Here is a 19,637-nt window from a genome sequence, read left to right as displayed (position 1 = left end):
GACATGTCCCCGGGCGGTGACCCGGCCGCAGACTCGGGGGAGAACCAGGCGAATGACCGGTCATCCGAAGGAGCGCGAATGCCGTCGTACCTGACCCCGGGCGTGTACGTGGAGGAGGTCCAGTCCGGTGCCCGGCCGATCGAGGGCGTCGGCACGGCCGTGGCCGCCTTCGTCGGCTTCGCCGGATCCGGACCCTTCCACGAGCCCACGCTGGTCACCAACTGGGACCAGTACGTCCAGCGGTTCGGCGGTTTCATCGAGGGCACCTACCTCGCGCACGCGGTCTACGGCTTCTTCGCCAACGGCGGCGGCTCCGCCTACGTCGTGCGGATCGGCGACCCGGCCCGGCAGGCCCCCGGCGGCGCGCCCGCCCCCGCCGCCGTCACCGCGGCCCCGCCGGCCGAGGTCTCGGGCTTCCTGATCTCCGCCCTGCCCGGCGCGGGCGGGGACGTGTCCGTCGAGATCGCCGACGCCGAGGGCGAGAACGTCCCCGACGACCGTTTCCGGCTGCTGGTCCGCCGCGGTGCCGAGGTCGTGGAGAGCTACGACGTCTCCACCCGGAAGAACACCAAGGGCTACGTCGTCACCCAGCTGCGCGAGTCCAAGCTCGTCGCGGTCACCGAACAGCCCGGCACCGCGCCCAGCCGCCCCGAGCGCCGCACCCACGCCCTCGCCGCCGCAGCCGCGCCGGCGACCGGCCCGGTGCCGGCCCCTGCGGCCCGGCTCGACCCCGCCGAGTACGTCGGCGACGCCGCCGCCCGCACCGGCTTCGCGGGCCTGGAGGCGATCGACGAGATCACCATGGTCGCCGTACCCGACCTGATGAGCGCCTACCAGCGCGGCGACCTCGACGACGAGGGCCTGCGGACCGTCCAGCTCGCGGTGATCTCGCACTGCGAGCAGATGGGCGACCGGATCGCCGTCCTGGACCCGCCGCCCGGCCTCAACGCCCAGCGGATGCGCACCTGGCGACAGGACGAGGCGGGCTACGACTCCCGCTACGCCGCCCTGTACTACCCGTGGGTCAAGGTCTTCGACCCGGCCACCGGCCGCAACGTACTGGTCCCGCCGAGCGGGCACGCCGCCGGAGTGTGGGCGCGCAGCGACGCCGAGCGCGGCGTCCACAAGGCGCCGGCCAACGAGGTCATCCGCGGCGCCGTCGACCTGGAACTGCGGCTCAGCAAGGGCGAGCAGGACCTGCTGAACCCGATCGGCGTCAACTGCGTCCGGGCGTTCCCCGGCCGCGGCATCCGGATCTGGGGCGCTCGCACCCTCTCCTCCGACCCGGCCTGGCGCTACCTCAACGTGCGCCGGCTCTTCAACTACCTGGAGGAGTCCATCCTCCTGGGGACCCAGTGGGTCGTCTTCGAGCCCAACGACGACCGGCTGTGGTCCAGCATCCGCCGGAACATCACCGCCTTCCTCACCGAGGAGTGGCGGCGCGGGGCGCTGTTCGGCCAGACCGCGGCCGAGGCCTTCTACGTCAAGTGCGACCGCGACAACAACCCGCCGGAGTCCATCGACCTCGGCCAGGTGATCTGCGAGATCGGGGTCTCGCCGGTGAAGCCGGCCGAGTTCGTGGTGTTCCGACTGGCCCAGTTCTCCGACAGCACGAGCCTCGTCAACGAGTGATCGTCGTACGGTCGGCCCCCATCGCACGGAAGGTGACAGCACGCCATGGCTGAAGGCGATCCGCTCTCCACACACATATTCGGCGTCCAACTCGGCGGCTACAACGTCGAGTCCGTCAAGGAGATCAGCAACCTGACGGTCGAGCAGGACGTCGTCGAGTACAAGCAGGTGACCCAAGAGGGCAAACTGATCGTCCGCAAGCAGCCCGGCGCCCGGCTCCCCGGCGAGGTGACCATCACCCGCGGCCTGGACAAGAGCGGCGCCTTCACGGACTGGATCAAGGAGACCCTCAACAACGGGGCGATCAACACCGCGCGGCAGAACCTCACCATCGAGGTCAAGGACACCACCGGTGCCACCCTGCGCCGCATCCAGCTCACCAACGCCTGGGCCAGCCGCTGGGAGGGCCCCACGCTCAGCGCCGGCGAATCCAGCGCCGCGACCGAGACCGTGACCATCGTGTTCGAGGAGATCAGCGTCGAGTGAGGCGGAAGATCGGCCTTGACGAACTGCTGGAACGGGCCCCGGCCCCGGCCCCGCAGGGCACCGCGCCGCAGCAGCAGGCCCCGGGACAGCCGGGGCCGGCCGGGCCGCCCCGACGGCAGTCGCCGCACAGCGAGTTCGAGTTCGAGCTGCCGCTCGGCTACGTCGACGACGAGGGCACCGTGCACCGCCACGGCGCCATGCGGCTGGCCACCGCCCGCGATGAACTGATGCCGCAGATCGACCTGCGGGTCAAGGAGAACCCGGCCTACCTCAGCGTGGTGCTGCTCAGCCACGTGATCACCAGGCTGGGCGACCTCACCGACGTGCACGCCGGCATCGTCGAGCGGATGTACGCGACCGACGTCGCCTTCCTGCAGGACCTCTACCAGCGGATCAACAGCGAAGGCCACACGCGCGCCGCGGTGACCTGCCCGCACTGCGACGGCGCCTTCGAGGTCGACCTCGCCGGTGGGCGCCTGGGGGAATCGTGACGTACGCGCCTGCTCGGTTGTACGAGGAGATCGCGTACATCGCCTACCACTTCCACTGGCCGCGCGAGGACCTCCTCGACCTGACCCACCGCGAACGCGGGCAGTGGGTGCGCGAGATCGCGCGGATCAACTCCCGTGTCAGTGAGGGTGGGTGAGCCGGGTGGGGCTGCGGGACTGGATCGCGCGGCGACGCGACGGGGCCGAGTCCGGCGCCGGTTCCGGTGTCGTCCCGGGTGCCGTTTCCGGTGCCGTTTCCGGTGCTGTGGAGGCCGGGGGCGGGACGGCAGGCGCCGGAGCTGTGGCGCGGCCTCGGCCGGCGGCCGGGGACGGGGGCTGGCGCGCGGTGGCGCCGCTGGTCCCCACCCTGGGCGGCGGGGCGGCACACGGGGTCAGCGACGGCCTGGCGTTCCGCTCCCGGCTCGCCTCCTGGCAGAACCCTTCGCTGAGCGGACCGCTCGGCCATGCCGTGCTGCCGACCGCCCCGGTGGGGATCCTGCGGGCGGTGGTTTCGCCCGGTGCTCCGTCCGTCGCGGTCGGGGGCGGGGAGGCACTCGTCCTGCCGGCGGCAGCCGGGGGAGCGGTGCCGGCGGAGCCGGACCAGCTCGAAGCGGGAGGGGAGCCGGGGGGAGCAGGGCAGCGGCGGCAGGCGCGGCCGGTCCAACGGGCCCTCCCGGTACGACGGTTGCCCGTACGGCTGGGGCCGCGTGCCGCGCGTGCGGCCGGAGCCGACCGGCGGGGCGGGTCGGCGGGCGCCGGCTCGGCGGCTGGTCCGTCAGCGGACTCGCCGGCTGGTCCGGCGTCTGCTTCGGCTGGTGCGGCGACGCCTTCTGCCACCGGGACGCCGCGGGTGGCGGGGACCGGCGTCGTGCAGAGGTCACGTGCGACGAAGCCCGGTGCCGCTGCGACCCGCGGCTCGGGGAGCGGCAGTGCGCCGACGTCCCGCGTGGCGACGTCCTCTGCTGCGGTGCCTCCGGCGTCGGCGTCCGGTGCGGCGAAGCCTGCTGCTGCCGTGCCGAGCAGCGCCGGGGCCGGCCCGGTGCCATCGTCCAGTGCGCCGGTCTCCGGTGCGCCGGAGGCCGGTACGTCCAAGTCCGGTGCGGGCGCGGAGTCGCCACGCCGGAGTGATCCGGAGGGCCCGGCGGTCGTACGCCCGGTGCGGCCGCGTGCCGTCGGTGCGCCGCTGACCGTGGCCCGGCGTCCCCGGCTGCTGTCCGTGCGCCCCGTCCCGGCCGTTTCGGTGCGGGGCGGCGTGGCGTCGGCTCAGCCCGCCGGGGCGGTGGAGAACCCGGTGGACGCCGTGCGGCCGTCCGCGAGCGGCGAGGCCGTGGTGCGTCCGGCGTCCGCGCCGGGCGGTGCGGGTGCGCCCGCCGGCGCGGTCGTCCAGCGTGCGATTGCGCCGGGTGCTGCGGCACCCGCCACCCGTCCGGTCCTCGGCGCGCCCTTGAGCGCGCTGCCCGCGAGCGCCGCGCCGGTGGCTCCGGCCGGGCCCAGGGCCGGTGAGCCCGCCCCGGCGGCGCCGGTCATGCCCGTCGTTCGCGCCGACGCAGGCGTCACCCCCGACACCCGGCAGACCGAGGGCGGGGTGCGCGAGGCGGCCGCTGGGCGGAGCGCTCCGTCCCGCTCCGGGCAGGGGCCCACCAGCGGCCCGCCCGTTCAGCGCGCGGCGTCCACGTCGGCTCCCTCCTCACTTCCCGCAGTTCCCGCACGGGTACAGCCCGACCCGGCGCCCGCCCGCACGCGCACCGGACTGGGTGCGCCCCTCGACGCGCTGCCTCCGACGGCGGCGGCGCCAGGCCGTACCGCTCCACTGCTCGGCGGGCGCCGACCGGTGCGGCGGATCACCGGGCCGATCTCGGAGGGTGGCGCGGGCCGAAGCGCCGGGAGTGCGGCGGAGCAGGCCCGTGGAGGGCTGCCCGTACAGCGGACCGCCGACCGCGCGTCAGATTCGACCCCTCTGCCCCTCAGTGCAACTGACGGTCATTCAGGAACAGCTTCCGGTGTGACGGCTGAGCGAGGCGCCGGCAGGTCGGTGTCCGGGCGCCCGGCGGCCACGGCCGCGTCCCAGTCGCCCGCACCCGTGGCCGGGCCCGGTGTCGGCACTTCGCGTCAGAGCGGGAGTGGAAGCGGGAGCAGCAGCGGGCCGGTGGTTCCGCCGACGGTGCTCGCACGTCCGGCGGGCGGTGGCCTGGGTGTGCAGCGAGCCGTCCAACGCACCGCTCCGAGGCGTGGGTTGATCGGTGAGCGCCCGATGACGGTCGCTCTCGGCACCCCGCCGGCGCCCTTCGCGGGCAGCGCCGCCGCCTCGACGGCGCCTCGCGCGGCAGCCGCCCCGCCCGTGGTCCCGGCGGTCTGGCCCAATTCGCTCGCGCGCCCCACGGCCGACGCACCGGCCTCCGGGCCGGCCCCGGCGCCCGGAGCCGGCGGGCGACGCGGGGGCGCGGCCGTCCCGCAGCGGGCAGCGGCGCACCGGTCGTGGGCGCCGGGGGAGAGCGGCCCGGCGCCGTCCGGCGCGCCGGGTGCCGTGGCGGCGCCCGGCCGTTCGTCCGGCACGGGAGTCTCGTCCGGCACAGGTGTTTCGTCCGGTACGGGAGTGCTGCGCGGGGTCGTGGCGGCCGTGCAGCGCTCGCGCTCCCGGCGTTCACCGGTGCGCGGGGACGGTCGTGCGGCGGACGGGCAGCCGTCCGGGGAGGGGAGCCCGGTGCCGTTCGGGGCCACCCCGACCGCGGTTGCGCCCGCGGATCCACCGCGTGCCCGTCCGGCCCGGACGGCTCGCGCCCGCGCGGCGAGGAACGCCCAGAACGCCAACGCCCAGAACGCCAACGCCCAGGCCGCCAACGCCGGGAACACGAGCGTCGGGAACGCGGGCATCGGGAACACGAGCGCCGTGACTGCGAGCGCCGGCCGCCCGGAACCCCGAGGGCTCCCGGTCGCCGGGGTGTTCGCGGGGAACCCGGGCCACGACGCCCGCCCTGCCGCACCGTCCGCGTCCGTGGTGCGGCCCGCCACCCCGGTGGCCCGGTCGCTCCAGCGGCTGCCCGCCGTGCCGCGTCCAGGGGGCCCCGGGCGAGCCGCGCCGGTCGTTCCCTCCGCGCCGCCCGAGCCTGCTTGGTCCGCCGGGTCCCCGCTGTCCGCCCCGCCGGTGCCCGGGCCGGGGTCGGCGGCCCGGTCCGTGCCGGTGGTTCGGCCCGCGCCCCCGGTGGCCCGGTCGCTCCAGCGGCTGCCCGCCGGGGCCGCGGCCTCGTCTCAGCCACCGGCGCAGCCCCGGCAACCCCAGCCGCAGTCCTGGTCGCAGCCGCCCGCAGCGCCCTCGCCGGTCATCCCCCGGTCCGGGGCGTCCGCGCCGCGGCCCGCCCAAGCCCCGCCCGGCACCGCCCAGGTGCTGCAACGGGTGGCAGAGCAGGCGGGGCTGGCCGGGATCCCGCTGACCGCCGTCCCGGCACGAAGGCCGACCACGGTGCAGGCGGCCCCGCCGACCGCCTCGCCGTCCAAGGGGGGCTCCCCGGCGCCCCGCGAGACCGCCGAGCACCCCGAGAGCGCCGCGCCCGCCGACCTGGACGAACTGGCCCGGCGTCTGGTCGAGCCGGTCGGCCGGCTGCTGCGCACCGAACTGCGCCGGGGGCGGGAACGCGCCGGGAGGCCGTACGACCTGCGCCGCTGAGCACGACGCCGGGCAGCAGGCACCAAGCAGTAGGCAGCAAGCGCCAAGCAGCAACAGCGAGTACCGAGCACCAAGCAGGAGGCGGGGCCCCGATGACCGACAACATCTTCGCGAGCAGCGTGTTCTTCAGCCTGACCATCGGCGGCAACGACCTGGGCGAGTTCACCACCTGTTCGGGGCTCGGAGCCCAGGTCGAGATCGAGCAGTACGCGGAGGGCGGCAACAACGGCTTCGCCTGGCAGCTGCCGGGCCGCATCACCTGGTCGAACATCACGCTGTCCCGCGCGGTCACCGCGGACACCGCCAAGATCGCCCGGTGGCTGAACGAGATCGTCCGGAAGGTCGAGCCGAAGGACGGCGAGATCGTGGCGCTGCGCCCCGACTTGAGCCGGATCGTCGGCTGGCAGGTGCAGGGGATCGTCCCGGTGCGCTGGGAGGGCCCGTCCTTCGACCCGTCGAGTTCGCAGCCGGCGATGGAGTCCCTGGAGATCGCCCACGCGGGCCTGCGCCCGTCCTGAGAAGCCGGTCCCGCCCGCCCGTCCACCCACCACCCAAGGAGCAGCAGGATGTCCTCGGCGGTCCCCGCCAGCGTCACCCGGGCCCAACTGACCATCATGGAGCCCCCGTCCACGGTCGGCGCCCAGCCCGGCGGTCCGATCGCGCGGCTTCCGCTGCAGTTCAACCCGGCGACCCTGGTGCTGCGCAAGACCACCGAGTGGCGGCGTACGCCGTCCAGGATGGCGGGCGAGTCGGCCCTGCCGGAGTTCGTCGGCAGCGGGCCTCGCTCGCTGTCGCTCGACGTGTTCCTGGATTCGACGGCGACGCACGACAACTCGGTGGAGGCGGCGGTGGAGCAGCTGATGAAGGCATGCGTGCCGACGCCGACCAGCCTGGCGCGCAAGACCCCGGCGAGTCCGTGGATCCGGCTGGACTGGGGCACCCTGAAGACGACCTCGTTCAACGGGGTGCTGACCGGTCTGTCCGTCACGTACACGCTGTTCGACGTGGACGGCAATCCGCTGCGCGCGGTCTGCTCGCTGTCTATCGACGAGGCGAGCGTCGACCCGGCCGGGCAGAACCCGACCTCCGGCTCCCCGGAGGCCCGCAGCACCCACCGGGTGATCGCGGGCGACAGCCTGCCGCTGCTGGCCTGGCGCGCGTACGGGGACGCGACGGCCTGGCGGACCATCGCGGAGGCGAACGACATCGACGATCCGCTGGTGCTGGTGCCCGGTGCGGAGCTGATCGTGCCGGGGATCGACGAACTCACCCGAGGAGGCCGGCCGTGACCACTCCCGAGGCCCGGGGCGGCCGGCCGTTCGCCGCGGATCCCGTCGTCGAGGCGCCGGGGCCGCTGCCGCCGGTGTGGGCGGCCCAGTTGGTGTCCTGCGACATCGAGGAGAGCGTGGGGCTGCCGGACACGGCGGTGCTGAGCTTCCGGGACGCGGACCACACCTTCCTGTCCGCGACGGGCATCACCATCGGCACCGAGCTGCGGGTGTCCGTGGTCACCGTGCAGGGGCACACCCAGGTGCGGCTGTTCACCGGGGAGGTGACGGCGCTGGAGCTGGAGGTGGACACCACGGGCTCGTACACGGTGGTGCGGGCCTCGGCGGTGACCCACCGGCTGATGCGCGGGCGCCGGGTGAAGGCCTTCCGGAACATGACGACCGCCGACATCGTCCGCCAGGTCGCCGCCGGCGCGGGCCTGACCTGCGGGCGGGTGGACTCCTTCCCGGTGGTCCACCAGCAGCTGTCCCAGGCGAACGTCCCGGACTGGGAGTTCCTGCAGTTCCTGGCGCAGGAGAGCGGTGCGCAGGTGCGGGTGGACGACGACGGCAAGCTGGAGTTCGTCCGGCCTCAGCCGGCGTCGGCCGCCCCGGCCCCGAGCACGCCCGCGCCGCAGAGCCCGCTGGTGCTGGAGTACGGGCGCAACCTGCTGGAGCTGCGCGGGGTGCTGACCGGTGCGGCCGGTGCGGACACCGTGGAGGCGCGCGGCTGGAACGTCACCACCAAGAGCGCCCTGGTGGCCACCGAGCCCTCGGTGACCTCGCCGACCGTGCTTCCGGGGATGAGCCCCTCGGTGGTGGCCTCGGCCTTCCCCGGCCAGGCCCGGTTCACCGTCGCCGACACCCCGTACCGCACCCAGGCGGAGACCACCGCCGTGGCGCGTTCGCTGGCCGCCTCGGTGGCCGCGGGCTTCGGGGAGCTGGAGGCGGTGGTGGAGGGCAATCCGCGGCTGCGGGCGGGCACCGCCGTCGCGCTGGGGAACGTCGGCGCGGCCTTCTCCGGCCGCTACACCGTCACCGGGGCGCGGCACCTGCTGGAGCCGTTCCGCGGCTACCGCACCACGGTGGTGGTCAGCGCGGCGCCGGACCGCTCGCTGGCCGGGCTGGCGACCGGCGGCAACGCGCCGCCGCGCGGGCCGCGGATGCCCGGCCTGGCCGTCGCGGTGGTCACCGACGTCCGGGAGCCGGGCGGCGCGCAGCGCGGCTGGGTGAAGCTCAAGTTCCCCTGGCTGGACGACACTTACGTCTCCGACTGGGTGCGCACCGTGCAGTGGGGCGGCCACGGCGGCGGCGGGGTGGTGAGCCCGGAGGTCAACGACGAGGTGCTGGTGGGTTTCGAGCAGGGGGACCTGGACAGTCCCTATGTGCTGGGCGGCCTCTACAACGGCGTGGACGAGCCCTCGCCGCACGACGTGCCGCTGGTCGACGCGACCGCCGGCAAGGTCAACCGCCGTTCGGTGGTGTCCCGTTCGGGCCACCGGATGGAACTGCTGGACGTGCCGGGCGGCAGCTCCGGCGTCCGGCTGGCCAGCGGCGACGGCAAGCTGGAGGTCCGGCTGGACCAGCAGAAGGGGGAGATCGTGCTGACCGTGCACGGCGGGGTCGGCGGGGCGGGCAGCACGGTGCGCCTCACCCCCTCCGGCATCACCCTGGACGCGGGCACCGGCGAGGTGAACGTGCGCGGCGGCTCGGTGACCGTCCGCGGCACCACGGCGGTGACCGTGGACGGCGGTGCCGAGGCGGTCATCAAGGGGGCTTTCGTGTACATCAACTGACGTGGCGTCAGATGACGGAAGGAAGATCACTGCGCTCCGGCAGGAGCCATCGGAATGGAGACCGTACATGCCCCCCGCAGCCCGGACCGGCGACCCCACCGACCACGGTGGCGCCCTCACCACCCCGCCGCCGGGTGCCCTCAAGGTCGCGACGGTGCTGATCGGCGGCCGGCCCGCCGCGGTGGCCGGCACCGTGCACGCCTGCGTCCCACACGTGGAGATGGGGCCCGCCAACCTCGTGGAGCCCCAACTCGGCGGGATGACCGGGGGCATGGTGCTCATCGGCGGCCTGCCCGCGGCCCGGATGGGCGACAAGACCACCTGCGGCGCCACCATCATCGCCGGGGCCATCAACGTACTGATCGGGGGTGCCGTGTGACCAGCAGCTTCATCGGCCGCGGCTGGGCCTTCCCGCTGCGGGTGAACGCCACCGGCGGCATCGGCATGGTCGAGCGGGACCGGGAGATCGCCGAGGCGATCCGGCTGATCCTCGGCACCGCCCCCGGCGAGCGGCCGATGCGCCCGGAGTTCGGCTGCGGCGTCCACGATTACGTCTTCGCCCCGGGCGACAGCACCACCGCCGGGCGGATCGCCCGCGAGGTGCGGATCGCGCTGGAGCGCTGGGAGCCGCGGATCACCGTGGACGACGTGGTGATCGCCTTCGACCGGGTCGACGAGGGCACCCTCTACATCGACGTCCACTACACCGTGCGGGCCACCAACGACCGCCGCAACCTGGTCTTCCCCTTCTACACCATCCCGGAGACGCCGTCCGCGGAGTCCCCGGCCGCCCTGGACGGGAGTGTGCGCTGATGGCCCTGCCCTCCCCGAACCTGGACGACCGCCGCTTCCAGCAACTCGTCGACGAGGCCAAGCGATACGTCCAGCAGCGCGCCCCGGAGTGGACCGACCACAACGTCTCCGACCCGGGCGTCACCCTCATCGAGACCTTCGCCTACCTGGTGGACCAGCTGCTCTACCGGCTGAACCGGGTGCCGGAGAAGAACTACTCCGCCTTCCTCGACCTGCTGGGCATCCGGCTGTTCCCGCCGGCCGCCGCCCGGGCCGAGGTCGACTTCTGGCTCTCCGCCCCGCAGCCCGAGACGGTGCTGCTGCGGGCCGGCACCGAGGTGTCCACCCTGCGCACCGAGACCGACGAGGCGGTGGTCTTCGCCACCGCCGAGGACCTGCCGATCGTGCCCAGCACGCTGGAGCGGCTGGTGACCGTCTCGGCCGCCGGGGAGCAGTCCGACGTGACCACCCGGCTGGCCGACGGCGCGGACGTGCCGTGCTTCCAGCCGCGCCCGGTGGCCGGCGACGCCATGCTGTTCGCCCTGCCGGCCGTGGTGCCGCGCTGCATCCTGGCCGTCCGGCTGGACAGCCGGGTGGAGGGCGTCGGCGTCGACCCTCGCCAGCCGCCGTTGGCCTGGGAGGTGTGGGACGGCGCGCGCTGGATCGAGTGCGAGACCGGCAGCGACACCACCGGCGGGCTCAACCGGCCCGGCGAGGTGGTGGTGTTCGTACCGGCCGGGCACACCGCGTCGGTGGTCGCCGGGCGCCGGGCCGGCTGGCTGCGCTGCCGGGTCACCGAGCCGCGGCCGGGCCAGCCGTTCTACTCCGAGTCCCCGACCGTCCGGCGGGCCGAGGTGTTCACCGTCGGCGGTACCGCCACGGCGGCGCACGCCCAGACCGTCACCGATGCGCCGCTGGGCAGCTCGGAGGGCGTCGCGGGCCAGCGGTTCCGCCTCGCCCGGCCGCCGGTGCTGCTCGACGGCGGGCCACCGGTGGTCGAGGTCTCGGCCGGGGAGGGCTGGCAGCGCTGGACGGTCGTCGAGCACTTCGGCGACTCCGCGCCCACCGACCGGCACGTGGTGCTGGACGCCACCAACGGCGAGTTCCTGTTCCCACCCGCCGTCCGGGAGGCGGACGGCAGCCTGCGCGCGTTCGGCGCGGTGCCGCCCAAGGGCGCCCGGCTGCGCGTACCGCAGTACCGCACCGGCGGCGGGATCGCGGGCAACGTCGCCCGGAACACCGTCACGGTGCTGCGCAGCTCCGTCCCGTACATCGCCCGGGTGGACAACCGCGAGGCGGCCAGGGGCGGGGTCGACGGTGAGACCGTGGACAACGCCAAGGCGCGCGCCCCGCACCAGCTGCGGCTGCAGGAACGCGCCGTCACCGCCGGGGACTTCGAGCTGATCGCCCGGCAGGCCGCGCCCTCCGCCGCCCGGGTCAGCTGCGTGCCGGCGGCCGGCGGCGAGGCCGGGGCGGTGCGGGTGCTGGTCGTCCCGGACGCGGTCGCGGACGACGGCGACCGGCTGCGCTTCGAGCAACTCATCCCGGACGAGCAGGTGTTGGCCGCCGTGGCGACCGCCCTGGACGAGCGGCGGCTGATCGGCACCCGGGTGCTCGTCCAGCCGCCCACCTACCAGGGCGTCACGGTGGTCGCCCGGCTCACCACCCGCGCCGCCGACCCGGACCGGGTCCGCGAGGCGGTGCTGCAGGCGCTGTACCGCTACCTCAACCCGCTGCGCGGCGGCGCCGACGGCACGGGCTGGCCGTTCGGCCGGGCGGTGCAGTACGGGGAAGTGTTCGCCGTGCTCCAGCGGGAGGCGGCCGTCGCCGGGGTGGAGGAGCTCCGGCTGTTCCCGGCCGACCCGATCACCGGGCGCCGGGGCGCACCCGCCGAGCGGGTCGACGTCCCCCCGGACGCCCTGGTCTTCTCGCACCAACACCAGGTCGTGGTCACCGCCCTCGCCGAGGACGGCACGTCATGACCCGCGCCGCCGTACCCGGGCTGCCCAGCCCGCACCCGATCGGCGAGCTGCTGCCCGCCCTCTTCGCCGAGGACGACTTCGCCCAGCGCTTCACGGCCGGCCTGGACACCGTCCTCGCCCCGGTCTTCAGCACCCTGGACAACCTGCCCGCCTACTTCCGGCCCCGCCTGGCGCCGGTCGACTTCCTGGACTGGCTGGCGACCTGGGTCGCGGTGGACATCGACCCGGATTGGCCGGAGGAGGTGCGCCGGGCGGTGGTCGGGCGCGCCGTGGAACTGCACCGGTGGCGCGGCACCCGGCGCGGCCTCGCCGAGCGGCTGCGTCTGGTGCTGGGCGCCGGCTGCGAGATCAGCGACGGCGGCGGCGTCTCCTGGTCCACCACCCCCGGCGAGGCCCCGCCGTCCGCGCCGGGCGGCGAGGTGCTGATCCGGGTCTGGCCGCTGGACGGCGCGGCCCTGGACGAGGACCGGCTGCTGTCCGCCGTCCGGGCGGGCTGCCCGGTCCACCTGAACTGCCGGATCGAGATCCTGCCCGGTCCACCCGGGCGATCGGAGGGCTGACGGATGCCGGTGTGTCCCGAATGCGGAACGGCCAATGCGGAGGGGGACGACTTCTGCGGCAACTGCGGCGCCTACCTGGGGTGGTCGCGCAGTACGCCGGCGACTTCGCCTGCCGCTCCTGAGCCCGCTGCTCCTACCCCTGCTACTCCTACGCCTGCTTCTTCCACCTCTGCTACTCCTACGCCCGCTGTTCCCGCGCCCGCTGCCCCTGCGTCGGCGGCGCCCGCGGCCGCCCCTGCCGAGCATTCGCCCGCGCGGGTCGAGCCCTCGCCCGCCGAGGCCGAGTCCGCCGCCCCCGGGACCGCGCGCACCGGCTCCACCTGGCGCAACGTCTCCCGGCGGGTGACCAGCCGCAGCAGGCGCGCCCAGCCGCCCGCCCCGGAGCCCGCCCCCGAACGCGTGGCCGAGCCCGGGGCCCAGCCCGGAGCCGAACCCGCGGCGCCGACCCCGGCCGCCGAGGAGCCGCCGGCCCCGCCCGCGGTGGCGACCTCGCGCTCGACCTCCACCCGGGCCCGGCCCGCCCCGGCGCCCCAGCCCGCCCCGGTTCCGGCCGCCACGCCCGGACCGGTGCCCCAACCGGCAGCCGAACCGGCCCCCGTGCCGCCGGCCGACCCGGTGGCGGTGCAGCCCGCCAAGCCCATCGCGCCCCGCCCGGTGGTCCGGACCGCCACGGTCGACGAGGCCCAGGACGGCCCGCCCTGCCCCCGCTGCGGCACGCCCAACCTGCCCGAGCGGCGGTTCTGCCGCCGCTGCGCCGCGCCACTGACCGTCACCGCGGCCGCGCCCGAGCTGCCCTGGTGGCGCACCCGGTGGCCGTTCCGCCGCCGGGTGCGGATCGGCGGTTCGGGCAACGCGCTGCGCCGCGTCATCGCGCTGATCGTGCTGGTGGCGCTGGTGGTGGCGGGGGTCCTGCTGTGGCCGCTCGGCAAGAGCGCCTACCAGGACGTGCTGGACAAGCTGGGCAGCACCGCGCCGATCGCCCCCTCGCTGACCACGGCGAGCGCCGCCGTCGAGGGCCATCCCGCGACCCTCTCCGACGACGGCCTCTCCAACACCTACTGGGGGGCGCCGGCGATCGGGGACTCCGTCAGCTTCACCTTCCGCAGCCCGTTCCGGCTGGTGGACCTGATCATCCACACCGGCGACTCCGCCGACCCGGAGCACTTCCGGCAGCAGGCCCGTCCGGTGCTGCTGGACCTGGAGGTGACCGCCTCGGACGGCGAGGTGCACCGCAAGCAGGTGACGCTCAACGACCAGCCGGGCCCGCAGACGGTGGGGACGGGGATCAGCGACGTCGTCCAGGTGAAGCTGACCGTCCGCGAGGCCGCGGGCACCGGTCCGGGCCGCACCATCGCGCTGGCCGAGGTGGAGTTCTTCAAACGCACCTGAAGCGGTGCCCGCCGCCGCGGGGTGAGAGGGAGCAGGGGCCGTTCGGGTGGGCCCCCGGCCCCCCGGCGGCGGCGCGGCGGGCGTCAGAGGGTCGGCTGGTCGTGGGTGGAGCAGTGGATGCCGCCGCCGCCGGAGGCGATGGTGTCGATCGCCAGCGGGACGATCTCGCGGCCCGGGAACTGGTCCCGGAAGACCTCCTGGGCGTGCCCGTCGGCCCGGGAGTCGCCGAACTGCGGCAGGTAGACGCCCTTGTTGCCGATGTAGAAGTTCATGTACGAGGAGACGAAGGCGTCGCCGCGCCCGGTGATCCGGTCCGGGTCGGGCTGGCTGATCTCGACCACCTTGAGCTTCTTGCCGGTGGCGTCGGTGGCCTCGGCCAGGACGGCCCGGGCCTGGTCGGCCGAGCGGGACCAGACGTCCGCCGGGGACCCGGGGAAGGCCCGGTCCAGGAGGACCACGCCGGGGGCGGCGAACCGGGCCAGGCAGTCGACGTGGGCGTCGGTGATGTCCTTGCCCTTGACGCCGGCCAGCCAGATCACCTTGGTGACGCCCAGGGCCTGCTTGAGCTCGGCCTCGATCTGGTCGCGGTCGCGCCCCGGGTTGCGGTTGGCGTTGACGATCGAGCTCTCGGTGACCATCAGGGTGCCCTGGCCGTCGCTCTCGAACGAGCCGCCCTCGGCGACCAGTTGGGTCGGGATCCGCTCGACCCCGAACTTGTCCAGGACGGCCCGGGCGATCCGGGCGTCGCTGTCGTGCTGCTGCTTGCCGCCCCAGCCGCTGAAGTTGAAGTCGACGCCCTTGACCTTGCCGCCCTCCTCCACGAACACCGGCACGGTGTCGCGGGCCCACAGGTCGTCGACCGGGACGGACAGCAGCTCGACGTCCTTGCCGCAGGAGTTGCGGGCCGAGTCCTCCTGGCCGGGGCGGACCAGCAGGACCAGCGGTTCGCGGCCGCCGATGGCGCGGGCCACCGAGGCGATGTCCTTGCGGACCGGCCCGAGCTGTTCGCCCCAGACGTTCTCGGAGGCGGGCCAGGCCATGAAAGTCCGCTCGTGCGTCTCCCACTCGCCGCCGAGCCGGCGCCGGCGGGCCGGGGTGGGGGCGGCCGGCGCGGGCGGCGTGGTGGCGGGCTCGGACGGCCGGTCGGCGGGGGCGCCGGAGGAGGACGGGCCGGCCGGCTCCGGCTGGTCGGCGGGGGCCGCGCAGGCGGTCGCGCCGGCCGCGATGAGGCCGGCGCCGGCGAGGGTGCGCAGCACCGTGCGGCGCGCGAGGGAGGTCTGGGACACAGTGGACTCCGGTGGGGCCGAGGGCGGGGCGGTCCGGCGGGCGGGGCGCCGACGGGTGCCGCGTACGGGGGCGGGCGCAGTCGCCCGGCCTTGCCGGAACTGAACTCTGGCATTGACTGAAAAATCAGTCAAGTCTGAAGGTGAAGCCACCCAAACCACCCCGAGGCGATCCGGTGCACCCGGTTCGCCTCCACACGACCCCGGTCCGAACGCCGGGTGACCTCCGTCGCCGTCAGGAGCACGAGGTGCGCGGCCGCCGGTAGACGGGGGTGGTTCGCCGGGGCCTGGATTCCTGTCGCCAGCGGTCGGGTGGGAGCGGCCCGTACGGGGCTGCCGGGCCGCTCCCGGTCCTGTGGCGGGCGTCAGCCGCTGTGCGGGATGCGCGGCGGGGCCCGGTAGACGTCCGATGTACGCCGGTGTCGACAGGACGTCGCCGCGCCTCGGCCGACCGCTCAGCCGTTGCGGCGGTAGTGGTCCAGCGAAACCCTGACCGGCCCGTCCGCGCCCGCCGTCGACAGCACCCGCACCACCGCCAGCTCCTTGCCGTCCGAGGACCGCACGCAGAAGGCGCCGCGCGGGCCGACCGCCCTGAACGGCACCCGGGTGGTGGGGTGGGCGCCGAGCCCCTGGAGGCACTCGGCGACGCCGAGGCCGGCATCCCGCCCGATGTGGGCGTCGGCGTTCTCGGGCACGAAGAACTCGCTGTCGCTGCGCCCCACGTACCAGTTCACGCTGTCGGTCGGCACCACCGTGCCCGAGGCCAGGTCGAACTCGTAGCCGGCGTCCGCCGAGGTCAGCTCCACCGCCCGGTAGTCGGCCGTGTAGCCGGCGGCGGGGTCCGGGCGCGCGGGGCTCGGTGGTCCGGCGGGTGTCGGCGATCCGGCCGGGGCGCCGGGTGCGGCGGAGCCGGTCACCGGGGCGTCGGTCGTGGCCTCCTCCACCGGGTCCGAGTCGTCCAGTACGAACACCGCCGCCGCGGCGCCGACGGCCAGGGCCACGGCGGCGATCAGCGCGGTGCGGCCGCGGGCCCGCTTCGGCGGCACGCCCGGTCGCGCCGCCGGGGCCGGCCCGGCAGGTGTGGCGGGCTCGCCGCCCGTCGCGGCCTCGGTGCCCAGGGCGGCGAGCAGGGTGGGCGTCGGCCCGGCCGGGCGTGCGAGGACCGTTGGCGCCGCGTTCAGGCCGGGCCCGGCGGCGGCGCCTGCGGCCTCCGCCGGCGCCTGCGGCAGCTCGGCGTGCCGGGTGATCTGGCTGGTCAGCTGCCGCGGCAGCCAGTCCTCGCCGAACCGGAGGTGTCCGCCCACCGCCGGGTGGCTGCGGGCGGCGGCGATCACCTCGGCGGTGGTCGGCCGGTCCTCGGGGCGTTTGGCCAGGCAGGCCCGGAGCAGGTCGCGCAGGCCGTTCGGCACCCGGTCGAGGTCGGGTTCCTCGTGGACGGTCCGGTAGAGCGTCACCGGGTGCGGGCCGTCGCCGAAGGGCGGGGTGCCGCCGGCGACGTGGACGGCGAGGGCGCCGAGCGCGTACACGTCGGTGGCCGGGGTCGCGGCCCGGCCCACGGCCTGTTCGGGGGCCATGTAGGCGGGGGAGCCGATCTGCAGTCCGGTGCCGGTCAGGGCGACGGCGTCGGCGGCGCGGGCGATGCCGAAGTCGATCACCCGGGGGCCGTCGGCGGCGATCAGCACGTTGCCGGGCTTGAGGTCGCGGTGCACCACTCCACTGGCGTGGATCGCCTGGAGCGCCTCGGCGATCCCGGCCACCAGCAGCAGCACGGTGCGCTCCGGCAGCGGGCCGAAGCGCTGCACCACCTGTTGCAGGGACGGTCCCGGCACGTAGGTGGTGGCCAGCCACGGGGTGGCGGCGTCCGGGCCGGCGTCGATCAGCTGGGCGGTGAACAGCCCGTGGATGCGTCGGGCGCTGGCCACCTCCTGGGCGAACCGGGCCCGGAAGTCCGGGTCCTCGGCCAGTTCGGGCCGCACCACCTTCAGTGCCACCGGGCGGCCGCCCGGGGTGTATGCGAGGTAGACCCGGCCCATGCCGCCGGCGCCGAGCCGCGCGTACAGCTGGTGGCCGCCGACTTCGCGCGGGTCGTCCGCGGTCAGCTCCTGGAAGACCGGCTGGAGGGCGAAGGGGGATCGGTCAGCGGACATGCGGGCTGCCTCTCTCGGCGGACCGGGACGGGAGCGGGCTGTAGTGCCCCGGAGTGGGCGGGCACGGCCCGCTGGCGCCGCAGAGTTTAGAGGTTTCGTCAGGATCCATCGAGTCGGCCCCCGCCGGAGCCGCCCGGCCGCGGTCCAGCTCCGCCTCGATCGCGCCGCGGAGCAGCCGGCGGGCCTGCTCGACCGGGAGCGATCCGCTCAGCCAGCGCACGCTGAGGCCCTCGACCAGGGCGGTGAGCCGTTCGGCGGCGGCCGCGTGGGCCGGGGCGGTGCCGGTCGGGTCGGTGTGGGCGAGCAGCCCGGCGACGTCGTGCACCCACCTGTGGGTGTTCCGGGCCAGCTCCTCGCGCAGATCCGGCTCGAAGACGGCGGTCGCCCGCAGCTCGCCCCAGGCGGTGCTGTTCTCCCGCACCTCGGTGGTGTCCTGGAGTTCCAGCAGCAGGACCTGTTCGAGTTCGGCGCCCGGGTCCCGGTCCTGCCCCCGGGCGGGCGGGCCCGCGGCGGGCGCGGGCTGGTCCTCGGCGGTGTAGTGGTCGGCGCGGTCGCTGATGAACTCCAGCGTCTGGCGCAGGATCCCCGCCCGGTCGGTGAAGTGGTAGTAGATCAACGCGGTGGACACCCCGGCCTCGGCGGCCAGCTCGCCCATCCGCAGACCGCGCACGCCGCGTCGGGCGATGACGCGGGTGGCGGCCTGGAGTATCCCTGTCCGGCGGTCTGACATGGACGCTCACTCTACCCGTCCTGGATGCGGACTTGATGAAATCCTGATCATTTGGTCAGGCCGATGAGCTTTATGTCGCTCACAGGGTTGACTGGATTTTCAGTGAGGTACAGGATGCGGGGCAACCCCCACACCTCCCACCTCTTGCAGGGAGCGTCCATGACCACCCCCACACCCACCGAGGCCACCCCCAGCCCCTCCCCCTCCCGTCGGAGACTGCTCCGGTTCGGCGCGGCGGCCCTGCCGGCGCTGGCGCTCGGCGCGGTCCTGCCGGGCGTCGCCCGGGCCGCCACCGAGCCGGCATCCGCAGCGACCCCCACGCTGCGGATGCCGGCCGAGACCGACCGGCACGACCGCACCTTCATGGCCTGGCCCGCGCTGTCCTCGATCTGGGGCAGCCAGCTGTCGGCCGTCCGCGACGACATCGCCCGGGTCGCCTACGCGATCTCCCGCTACGAACCGGTCGTCGTGGTGGCCCGCCCCGACCAGGCCTCGGACGCCCGCTACCGGCTCGGCCGCGGCGGCGCCTACGGCATCACCGTCCTGGAGATCCCCAACGACGACCTCTGGATCCGGGACTTCGGCCCGACCTTCCTCACCGCCCCCGGTGCGATCGCCGGGCTGGACACCAACTTCAACGGCTGGGGCAAGAGCGGTGCGCCCTACTACCAGCCCTTCACCGAGGACGCCGCCGTCGCGGCCACCCTCCTCCAGGAGTACGGCGTCGACCGGGTCCGCGCGCCGTTCACCGGCGAGGGCGGCGCACTGGAGACGGACGGCCAGGGCACCCTGCTGGCCACCGTCAGCTCGCTGGTCAACGCCAACCGCAACCCCGGGATGTCCCAGGACCAGGTCGAGCAGGCGCTGAGGACGAGTCTGGGCCTGAGCAAGGTCATCTGGCTCCCCGGCCTGGCCGGCCAGGACATCACCGACGACCACGTGGACTGCCTGGCCCGCTTCACCGCACCCGGCGAGGTCGTCCTGGACCGGCCAGGCCCGGGCACGGACCAGATCTGGATCGACGTCTACGAGCAGGCCAAGCAGGCCCTGGCCGGCACCACCGACGCCCGGGGCCGTTCCCTGGTCGTCACCGAACTCCCGGGCCCCGACCGCCAGTTGATCCGCGGCAAGGGCAAGGACTTCCTGTCCAGCTACACCAACTTCTACACCGCCAACGGTGCCGTGTTCGTCCCGCAGTTCGGCGACACCGTGGCCGACGGAACGGCGTACGCGATTTTCCAGGCCGCCTACCCGGACCGCGACGTCGTCCAGTTGGACATCGACACCATCGCGAGCGGCGGCGGCGGCATCCACTGCGCCACCCAGTCCCAGCCCAGCGTCCCGCCGCTCGGCTGAACCGTCCGAGCCGGGCCGAGCCGCCGATCAGGCCGAGCCACCGATCAGGCCGAACCGTCCGAGCACC

Annotated in this window: 17 protein-coding genes and 2 pseudogenes; 15 read left to right on the top strand and 4 right to left on the bottom strand. The window is 75.0% G+C overall.

Annotation, left to right across the window (positions count from 1 at the left end; all coding sequences use genetic code 11):
• The first annotated feature begins 78 nt into the window (after positions 1–78).
• Genes ACZ7BZ_RS35570 through ACZ7BZ_RS35555 form a run of 4 tightly spaced genes read left to right on the top strand, consistent with a single transcriptional unit; the run spans position 79 to position 2,764 of the window.
• The gene (locus ACZ7BZ_RS35570; RefSeq protein WP_465750783.1) at positions 79–1,632 is read left to right on the top strand and encodes a phage tail sheath family protein; all 1,554 of its coding nucleotides are present in this window, start codon (positions 79–81) and stop codon (positions 1,630–1,632) included.
• Between the two features lie 45 nt (positions 1,633–1,677).
• Positions 1,678–2,118: a phage tail protein gene (locus ACZ7BZ_RS35565; RefSeq protein ID WP_030290301.1), complete on the top strand. Its 441-nt coding sequence runs from the start codon at positions 1,678–1,680 to the stop codon at positions 2,116–2,118.
• Positions 2,115–2,609: a hypothetical protein gene (locus ACZ7BZ_RS35560; RefSeq protein ID WP_465750781.1), complete on the top strand. Its 495-nt coding sequence runs from the start codon at positions 2,115–2,117 to the stop codon at positions 2,607–2,609. The genes ACZ7BZ_RS35565 and ACZ7BZ_RS35560 overlap by 4 nt, the downstream gene beginning before the upstream one ends.
• Positions 2,606–2,764 (top strand): DUF6760 family protein, encoded by a 159-nt coding sequence (locus ACZ7BZ_RS35555; protein WP_188307682.1) that lies wholly within the window; start codon positions 2,606–2,608, stop codon positions 2,762–2,764. Before ACZ7BZ_RS35560 ends, ACZ7BZ_RS35555 begins: the two co-directional genes overlap by 4 nt.
• A gap of 1,105 nt (positions 2,765–3,869) precedes the next feature.
• On the opposite strand, the gene ACZ7BZ_RS35550 is transcribed toward ACZ7BZ_RS35555, so the two are convergent.
• Positions 3,870–4,133 carry a hypothetical protein gene (locus ACZ7BZ_RS35550; protein ID WP_470361956.1) on the bottom strand — a complete coding sequence of 88 codons (264 nt, stop codon included), beginning with the start codon at positions 4,131–4,133 and terminating at the stop codon, positions 3,870–3,872.
• A gap of 1,864 nt (positions 4,134–5,997) precedes the next feature.
• Here ACZ7BZ_RS35550 and ACZ7BZ_RS35545 point away from each other — a divergent pair.
• The 10 genes and pseudogenes from ACZ7BZ_RS35545 to ACZ7BZ_RS35500 all read left to right on the top strand — a co-directional run bounded on the left by ACZ7BZ_RS35545 (position 5,998) and on the right by ACZ7BZ_RS35500 (position 14,054).
• A complete protein-coding gene (locus ACZ7BZ_RS35545; protein WP_380459954.1) occupies positions 5,998–6,267 on the top strand; it encodes a hypothetical protein in 270 nt (89 codons plus the stop codon).
• 92 nt (positions 6,268–6,359) lie between these two features.
• A complete protein-coding gene (locus ACZ7BZ_RS35540) occupies positions 6,360–6,785 on the top strand; it encodes a phage tail protein (RefSeq protein ID WP_465750777.1) in 426 nt (141 codons plus the stop codon).
• Between the two features lie 48 nt (positions 6,786–6,833).
• On the top strand, positions 6,834–7,556 hold the full coding sequence (locus ACZ7BZ_RS35535; protein ID WP_470361955.1) for a CIS tube protein: 723 nt from the start codon (positions 6,834–6,836) through the stop codon (positions 7,554–7,556).
• Positions 7,553–9,331, top strand: a complete 1,779-nt coding sequence (locus tag ACZ7BZ_RS35530) for a VgrG-related protein (protein WP_470361954.1) — start codon at positions 7,553–7,555, stop codon at positions 9,329–9,331. Before ACZ7BZ_RS35535 ends, ACZ7BZ_RS35530 begins: the two co-directional genes overlap by 4 nt.
• Before the next feature lie 67 nt (positions 9,332–9,398).
• Positions 9,399–9,710, top strand: a complete 312-nt coding sequence (locus ACZ7BZ_RS35525) for a PAAR domain-containing protein (protein WP_470361953.1) — start codon at positions 9,399–9,401, stop codon at positions 9,708–9,710.
• On the top strand, positions 9,707–10,144 hold the full coding sequence (locus ACZ7BZ_RS35520) for a GPW/gp25 family protein (RefSeq protein WP_380459944.1): 438 nt from the start codon (positions 9,707–9,709) through the stop codon (positions 10,142–10,144). Before ACZ7BZ_RS35525 ends, ACZ7BZ_RS35520 begins: the two co-directional genes overlap by 4 nt.
• Positions 10,144–12,105 (top strand): putative baseplate assembly protein, encoded by a 1,962-nt coding sequence (locus ACZ7BZ_RS35515; protein ID WP_470361952.1) that lies wholly within the window; start codon positions 10,144–10,146, stop codon positions 12,103–12,105. The genes ACZ7BZ_RS35520 and ACZ7BZ_RS35515 overlap by 1 nt, the downstream gene beginning before the upstream one ends.
• Positions 12,102–12,665, top strand: coding sequence for a phage tail protein I (locus tag ACZ7BZ_RS35510; RefSeq protein WP_470361951.1), 564 nt, complete (start codon positions 12,102–12,104; stop codon positions 12,663–12,665). Before ACZ7BZ_RS35515 ends, ACZ7BZ_RS35510 begins: the two co-directional genes overlap by 4 nt.
• A gap of 3 nt (positions 12,666–12,668) precedes the next feature.
• A pseudogene (locus tag ACZ7BZ_RS35505) lies at positions 12,669–12,737 on the top strand (zinc-ribbon domain-containing protein); the annotation flags it as partial.
• A gap of 270 nt (positions 12,738–13,007) precedes the next feature.
• On the top strand, positions 13,008–14,054 hold the full coding sequence (locus tag ACZ7BZ_RS35500) for an NADase-type glycan-binding domain-containing protein (protein WP_470361966.1): 1,047 nt from the start codon (positions 13,008–13,010) through the stop codon (positions 14,052–14,054).
• An 83-nt stretch (positions 14,055–14,137) separates the two neighbouring features.
• Here the strand turns inward: ACZ7BZ_RS35500 and ACZ7BZ_RS35495 are convergent, their stop codons facing one another.
• From ACZ7BZ_RS35495 to ACZ7BZ_RS35485, 3 genes and pseudogenes are all read right to left on the bottom strand, one after another.
• Positions 14,138–15,340 carry an agmatine deiminase family protein gene (locus tag ACZ7BZ_RS35495; protein WP_470361950.1) on the bottom strand — a complete coding sequence of 401 codons (1,203 nt, stop codon included), beginning with the start codon at positions 15,338–15,340 and terminating at the stop codon, positions 14,138–14,140.
• A gap of 452 nt (positions 15,341–15,792) precedes the next feature.
• Entirely contained in the window at positions 15,793–17,484 is a 1,692-nt protein-coding gene (locus ACZ7BZ_RS35490; protein ID WP_470361949.1) for a serine/threonine-protein kinase, read from the bottom strand.
• Positions 17,485–17,629: 145 nt separating this feature from the next.
• Positions 17,630–18,214, bottom strand: a pseudogene (locus ACZ7BZ_RS35485) (TetR/AcrR family transcriptional regulator); the annotation flags it as partial.
• A gap of 159 nt (positions 18,215–18,373) precedes the next feature.
• Between ACZ7BZ_RS35485 and ACZ7BZ_RS35480 the strand changes: the two are divergent.
• Positions 18,374–19,570 (top strand): agmatine deiminase family protein, encoded by a 1,197-nt coding sequence (locus ACZ7BZ_RS35480; RefSeq protein ID WP_470361948.1) that lies wholly within the window; start codon positions 18,374–18,376, stop codon positions 19,568–19,570.
• The last annotated feature ends 67 nt before the right edge of the window (positions 19,571–19,637 follow it).

Source organism: Kitasatospora sp. NPDC036934, from assembly GCF_055608425.1.
Note: the sequence above shows the minus strand (reverse complement) of the source record. Positions and strands in the feature narration are given on the sequence as shown.

Coding starts and splice junctions, on each gene's coding strand:
- ACZ7BZ_RS35570 (WP_465750783.1), top strand. CDS start 79: ATGCCGTCGTACCTGACCCCGGGCGTGTACGTGGAGGAGGTCCAGTCC.
- ACZ7BZ_RS35565 (WP_030290301.1), top strand. CDS start 1,678: ATGGCTGAAGGCGATCCGCTCTCCACACACATATTCGGCGTCCAACTC.
- ACZ7BZ_RS35550 (WP_470361956.1), bottom strand. CDS start 4,133: ATGACCGGCGCCGCCGGGGCGGGCTCACCGGCCCTGGGCCCGGCCGGA.
- ACZ7BZ_RS35540 (WP_465750777.1), top strand. CDS start 6,360: ATGACCGACAACATCTTCGCGAGCAGCGTGTTCTTCAGCCTGACCATC.
- ACZ7BZ_RS35535 (WP_470361955.1), top strand. CDS start 6,834: ATGTCCTCGGCGGTCCCCGCCAGCGTCACCCGGGCCCAACTGACCATC.
- ACZ7BZ_RS35525 (WP_470361953.1), top strand. CDS start 9,399: ATGCCCCCCGCAGCCCGGACCGGCGACCCCACCGACCACGGTGGCGCC.
- ACZ7BZ_RS35515 (WP_470361952.1), top strand. CDS start 10,144: ATGGCCCTGCCCTCCCCGAACCTGGACGACCGCCGCTTCCAGCAACTC.
- ACZ7BZ_RS35510 (WP_470361951.1), top strand. CDS start 12,102: ATGACCCGCGCCGCCGTACCCGGGCTGCCCAGCCCGCACCCGATCGGC.
- ACZ7BZ_RS35490 (WP_470361949.1), bottom strand. CDS start 17,484: ATGTCCGCTGACCGATCCCCCTTCGCCCTCCAGCCGGTCTTCCAGGAG.
- ACZ7BZ_RS35480 (WP_470361948.1), top strand. CDS start 18,374: ATGACCACCCCCACACCCACCGAGGCCACCCCCAGCCCCTCCCCCTCC.